The 7,338-nt window shown below is 38.2% G+C and carries 1 protein-coding gene; it reads left to right on the top strand.

Annotated features, from left to right (window positions below):
* Positions 1-372: 372 nt before the first annotated feature.
* Positions 373-7,338: fibronectin type III domain-containing protein (locus tag E1140_RS05895; RefSeq protein ID WP_155180210.1), on the top strand; the 6,966-nt coding region annotated here is incomplete at its 3' end.

Raw genomic sequence — 7,338 nt, 5'->3', positions numbered from 1 at the left:
CCATAATGACGGTTTTCAGATTTTAGAAGCCAATGATTCTCCTGATATACATATAATACAAATACATGAACCACTACTAGTGCTTGATCAGAACTTAAAATACTTTGAAAAATACCTTTAAGTTTATTTTAGGCAGTTTTTTGATAGCTCAACTTTCTTCTCACCATCAGTAAAAAGTGCAAAAAAATAGACATTCTGTTTATTAGTATAGTTCAAAGTGTGATTTGAAAATTTATATTGAATTTTCCACCTAATAGTTGGAATGGAACAAATTTATTAAGAACTTTACGTCAAAAAGTGTGAGGGGTTGAGGATGTAAGTTTTTGTCTGAACATGTAAGTTTATAAGGTTTTTCAATTTAATACCTGACCTATGATAGTTAGTTGGCTTAAAACATCAGGGTTGTCAGCCCTGTTATTGATTGTATTGTTTTTCTCTGCTGAGAATTCAAATGCTCAATCCGTTCCTTTTCCTGAAGATCCTCCTCCATATAATAATATGAGTTATTGGGGGTATGAGGAAATAGGTCAAGGCTGGGATACATCTCCGTACATACCTTTTATTTATCAAGGTACGTGGTTCAGGTTGCTGCCGCCAAATGGGGTAACCTATGATCCTAATACAGACACCTGGACTAATACCACTGGCCAAGACTTTCCACTCATGATTTATTCAATGGGAGCAGGAGGTCGAGGTACGGATAATACTGTTCAGCTTAAGGGCAGAAATGATATAGGCCAAAGGTTTATGGAGGATGTTCAAAGTGGTGAATTCCCTGCTTTTGTATTGTTCTGGCAGACTGAAAATCAAGAATTGGCTTCATCTAAATTTGCGTCTTTGGTGCAAATGGCATTAAACTACCTAGATGTTGATGAAAATAGAGTTTATATATCTGGAAGATCAAGAGGAGCTACTCAAACATGGCAGCATTTACGAGATAGGCCTGACTTGATTGCAGCCTCGCTATCTATATCAGGAGCAAGTGGCTCTTTCTTTAATAGTAATTCTATTCATGTGCCAGTAAGGCACGTTCAGGGTGGTCGAGATAATAATCCTACTCCTGATCAATCTCAAGACCTTGTTGAACAATATGTGCAGAATGGAGGTGATTTAGAATATTTTTACTATGAAGATCTAGGTCATAGTGCCTGGGCAAGAATGTATAATAGAAGCGACTTTTATACATGGTTTCTTGAACAAAAGAAAAATCAACCTCTTGTTTTTTATGGCTTTACTGAGGTATGTCCAGGAGATGATGTTAACATAACATTAGGTTATACAGCCGGTTTTTCCGGGTATGAATGGATGAAGGATGGTGTAGTTATATCAGGCGCATCTGGGAATGAATATACGGTTACTGAGTTTGGAACTTACAAAGGTAGATTTAGACGAGGGGCTAATTGGACTGATTGGTCTGATCCTATCGAAATAAGTGTTAAAAACCCTACAATTACACCTGATATTGAGACTAATGGGTTTGTGAGTAAGGTATTACCATCACTCGATGGTAATACTGTAATTGGGTTAGAACTTCCTGAGGGTTATGCTGATTATCAATGGAAAAAATCAGGTTCTAGCACCATTATAGGAAATGAAAGAATTTTGCAGAATGTTGGGCCAGGTGATTATGAGGCTCAAGTACAGGAATTTGGTGGCTGTGCTTCCAGTTTTGGAAATCCGTTTACAATTGTAGATGCAAATGGAGCAAATGGACCGGATGCACCTCTTAATTTAATTGTTAATACTTTAGGTAAAACAGAACTCGAGTTGGTTTGGGAACAAAATTTGGCTCCATTAAATAATGAAACAGGGTTTGAAATTTACAGGTCGCTTTCAGAAAATGGTGAACTGGAATTACTTCATATTACCGGAGCTGATCAAAGTTCATATGTAGATGGAAATCTGGATCCCAACACTTCTTATTGGTATCAAATGAGAGCGATTAACAGTTATGGTGGATCCACCGCAACGGCCTTAGTTTCTGGATCTACCGAGTTGGATGAGAAAGCGCCTGAAGCTCCTACTAACCTTAAAATAATTTCAGTTACTAGTTCGGCTGTTGAAATCGATTGGGATGAGGCCGTTGATAATGTGGGAGTGGATCAATATGAAATACTTATAAATGGAGTTAAAAATTTTGTTACAGATGAGTCTAATTTTCTTGTGTCAGGTTTATTGGATGGTCAAACTTATCAAATAAGCGTGAAGGCTACAGACGTAGCTGGTAATATATCCCCAGAGAGTCAAATTCTTTATGTTAATATTGGCGCCACCGCGAATGCAAATTTTAAGTTCAATAATAATTTTGATGAAGCCAATAATTTGAACGTAGTTGCTAGTGGCAATAATGGGGTTGGCTTTGATGATAACAACCTGCAAGAAGGGTCCCATGTTTTAAGTTTAGACGGCATTAACGATTATGTAACCCTATCTGGAGGTGATGATTTGTTTGTTGATGAGTTTGCTGAACGCTCTGTAGCGTTTTGGGCTTTTGCTAATAGTGTTAATGGTAATCAGGTTTTATACGATGAAGGTGGCTCAACTAATGGCTTTGCTGTTAGGATTAATAATGGATTGTTAGAATTCGCGGTTAGAGATGGTAGTACTCAAAATACTATTAGTTCTTTAATTTTACCTAGTATTTGGATACATATTACTGCAGTTTTTGATGGTGGAGATATGTTGCTTTACCAGAATGGTGAGCTTGTTGCTTCAGATTTAGATGTTGGTTACACCAGTATTAGTAGACATACCGATGCCTCAGGGTTTGGCGCTACAGGAGGTGGAAGTAATGCTTTTAATGAGGTTGGAGGAGTTTACGGAGGTTATCTTGATGATTTGCATGTTTATTCAAATGCAATTGATGAGTCAGGGATAGAACAAATCTTAACTGAAATAGAGAACCCTATTCCATTGGCACCAACTGAGGTTGTTGCAATTGCGTCTTCTTATAATCAAGTTGAGATTACTTGGGTTGACAATAGCACTATTGAAACAGGTTTTCAGGTTTTAAGGTCTACGTCTTTTGATGGCCCTTGGAATGCTATTGCTAAGCTGCCTGCTGATGTTAATGAGTATGTTGATAAGGGCTTGTCAGCATCAACTACCTATTATTATAGTGTTATAGCTTTAGGTGAATTTGGTTCGGCTGAATTTGTTAGTGATTATGTATCACTTGCGCAGGCTCAGCTAAACTTTAATGATGATCTTGGTGATGCGTCTGGTAATGGCACTTCAAGTGCCTTAAGAAACGGTGCTACATTTTCTTTCGCTAACAAGTATGAGGGGTCACATGCTTTGGATTTATCTGGAAATAATGACTATGTTGATTTTGATACAGGAAACTCTTTCATTCATGATGAATTTAGTGAGAGAACGTTTGCTCTTTGGGTATACACTGATAATGTCAATGGAATACAAGACCTGTTTGATGAAGGTGGGTCCACTAATGGGTTTGGATTGAGAATAAATAACGGTTTACTTGAAGCGGCAGTTCAAGACGCTCATGATATTCAAATGGTGTCAGGGCAAATGACTGCTTCTGAGTGGACGCATGTGGCGGTTGTGTTTAATTCAGGTGCACTTTATCTGTATATCAATGGTATCTTAGCGGAGTCAAAATTAGATATTCCTTATTCGACAGTTTCATCTCATGGTAATGATGCTGGGATTGGAGCCAGTAATAGTAGCAATGCCTTTGATGTAGTGAATAATAATTTCAATGGTTTTATTGATGATTTTAATTACTTTTTGAGTGCTTTAGATGAAAGCGGAATTGAAAATGTAATGAATGGAGCGGGAATACCTCATTCGGCTCGTACATTTGATTTACCTCAAATTCCAACACCACCAGCTAACCTTGCAATAGATAATGTTTCTGCCTCAAGTGTTGTTCTAAATTGGGACGATTATGGTTCATCGGAGACAGCTTATGAAGTATACAGGTCGTCAAATGGGCCTGATAATTTAGTGCTTGTTGAAACATTGGGTCCAGATCAAACAACCTATAGTTTTGATAACCTTTTAGCCCACACTGAATATCTATTTGAGGTTCTTACGATCAATGTTTCAGGCTCATCTTCTCCGAGTTCAGTGGTTGTAAATACGCTTAATACTACTCCATCTATGCCGGCTATATCAGATGTATTAATGAGGTATGATGAGATTTTTGAACTTGCTCTACAAGCTGTAGATCCTGATGGGAGTAATGAACAACTAGCACTTAATGCCGTGAATTTTCCGCCTTTCGCTAATGTTTACGATTATGGTGATGGTTTTGGCGAGATGATTATCGAACCGAATCTAGGTGATGAAGGATTTTATCCAGACTTGGTTATTCAGGTAAGTGATAATTTCGGGGGAATGTTAGAATTAACTTTTGATTTAACAGTAAACTCAAATCACACCCCAGTTATAACTGGCGCTTCAAACGTAAATATTAGAGAAAGTGATACTGCAGTAGTGACTCTTACTGGTTCAGACAGTGATGGAGATGATTTAACATGGGTTGTAAATAACCCTCCTTCGATGTTGAGTACTGAAGTTGATGGAGATGATTTGGTAATGACATTTGGCCCAGGTTTATTAGATGCAGGTAGCTATTCAATTCAAGTTACTCTAAATGATGGTAACGATGGACAGTCTTTAGTAACTATTGATGCAGTAATAGAGGACTTTGATCCAAACTATGAAGTATATGTTAATTTTGGAGGAAGTGGAGTAAATGCTGCTGCGCCTTGGAACAATATTACAGGAGACGCCTCTCAGGGTACTGCTGGTAATGATCTTTCTAATAACTATGGAGATATAACGAGTATTGGAGTTGCCCTGGAGACTGCGTTTAATGGTAGTTCTACTTCTGGTGGTAAATCTCCAGGAATCTATCCTGATGATGTCATGTTATCTTATTTCTGGACAAGTGATGTGTCAGAAGATATCAGAATTTCAGGATTGAATCCTGATTACATATATAACTTCGAGATGCTAGGAAGTAGGAATAGCAACGGTGACAGGACAACGGTATTTACAGTAGGCGGTCAGAGTGCCTCAGTTAATGCTACACAAAACACTTCTAATACAGCTCGATTAGAGGGTCTGGTACCTGATGTTAACGGTGATATTTTGATGACTGTGAGCTTGGGAAGTGGAGCTTCTTACGGATATCTAAATTCAATGATAATAGAATCGCGCTTTGATGATGGATCAGCACCGGCCAGTCCAGGGAATTTAACTGCCAGTTTAACACCAACAAATGGGGTTTTACTAGAGTGGACCGATATTGCATTTAACGAGCAAGGTTACAAGGTTTACAGAAGTTCTTTGGGAGAGGCAGAGCAGGAAATAGGAACAGTTGGTGTAGACGTAACTGAATATGAAGACATTTCTGTACTTGGTCATACTACTTACAGTTACCGAGTTTCAGCGTACAGTGGCAATGGAGAGAGTAGTACACCGAGCATAGAGATTAGTACTAATAATAATATTCCTGAGTTTGAGCTTGAATTAGAGCAAACAGTATTGGTAGACATTCAGACAAATATGGATGTCGTTGTTACAGATTTTGATGGTGACAGGGTAGAGGTGTCTTTTGTGAACCTACCGCCATTTGGAAGCTATATTTCAGAGGGTAATGGAATAGGATCACTAAGTTTAATGCCTTCATTCTTGGATATTGGATCTTATACAGTTCAGGTAGTTCTAAGTGATTATGATGATTTAGACAATCTTTTAAGTACAACTCCTGTTGATTTAGTGCTGACAGTTACAGATAGAGTAGAGGATGTAATACTTATCAACTTCAGTGTAGAAGGTGTAGCAGGAAGTCCATGGAATAACACTAATACTTTCCCATCATCAGGAAAGAGTTTCACAAACTTATCGACAACAGAGGGATTAACAACAACAGTTGATGTTGAGTTGTTGGATGGCTGGTCAGGGGGAAATAGCCAAGGCATTAACACAGGAAATAATTCAGGGATGTATCCTGATATAGTTATGAGCACTTATTATGCCCATAATTCAAGTAGCACAAAGCGTATTTTATTTACTGATCTTGACCCATCAAAACTGTATGATTTTGTGTTTTTTGCAAGTAGAGCAGGAATAACCGAAGACAGGTTTACTGAATATACCATTGGTAGTAAAACAGTGACATTAAATGCACGAAATAACGCAAGTGAGGTTGTACGAATCAATGCTGTAAGTCCAGATGGAAACGGTGAGATACTTTTAGGCGTTACGAGAGCGGCAGGTTCATCGTGGGGATATATTAATACACTGGAGTTACATTACTATGAGCCGTCAGCTGTACCAGGGGAGCCGTTGAATTTGTCAGCGAAACCGTCCTCAAAGAGCTCAATAGCTTTGAATTGGTCAGATAATTCAAACAATGAGACAGGTTTTGAGATTTATCGTTCACAAAATGAAGCAGGACCGTTTAGTTTAGTAACAACAGTAGGTGTTGATGTTGAAAGTTATGAAGATGGAGGATTGACCACAGCACAGACTTATTATTATATGATGCGAGCTGTCAATGGAGAAGGACAGTCACCTTATACTTCAGTGGTAGGCTCATCTACATTACGTAATTCTATTTACATAAATGTTGGTGGAGAAGGGGCAGTGGCAGGATCACCATGGAACAATACAAATAATAGACCATTTATAGGTAATGTTTATCCCAATCTGTTGACAGATGATGGCTCACCATCAGGGGTTGACATGGAAATTGCATCAAACTCAATGGGAACTTCTTTTGCTACCAGTGGTAATGGAGGAGCAACCACAGGCGATGATTCAGGTGTATTCCCTGATGTTGTCATGGGATCATATTATTATATAGAACAAATTGAAATAGCAACATTCAAATTTTCAAATCTGAATCTAACGCGTCAGTATGATTTTGAATTCTTTGCTAGCCGGACAGTGGACAAAAGGGGAACAGATTTTACAATTAATGGAGAGACTGTAACACTTGATGCTTACAACAATACCAACAATACCGTTCGAATTGATGGTGTTCAGGCAGATGAGAATGGAGAGATTTTCTTAGACATGAATTCAATGGAGGGTGCTACTCTGGCTCATGTTGGAGCAATAGTTATTTATGTTTCAGATGTAGTCGGAGGTGCTAGTAATGCACGTCAATCATCAGGCATTTCAGATCAATTGAGTCTTGAATCAAATGATGCCCTTATTCCGGAATTCAAGGTTTATCCGAATCCATTTGACAGTCAGATTAAGATTAGAACTAATGATAAAATAGGGCAAGTGTATTTGGTGGATAATGTTGGAAGAGTAATAAAGTCACCGAACTTAATTTCTTCTGATTTCAATGAG

Source organism: Fulvivirga lutimaris (assembly GCF_009711525.1).
GTDB lineage: Bacteria > Bacteroidota > Bacteroidia > Cytophagales > Cyclobacteriaceae > Fulvivirga > Fulvivirga lutimaris.
The sequence above is the reverse complement of the archived record's forward strand: the minus strand, read 5'-3'. Positions and strand labels throughout refer to the sequence as shown.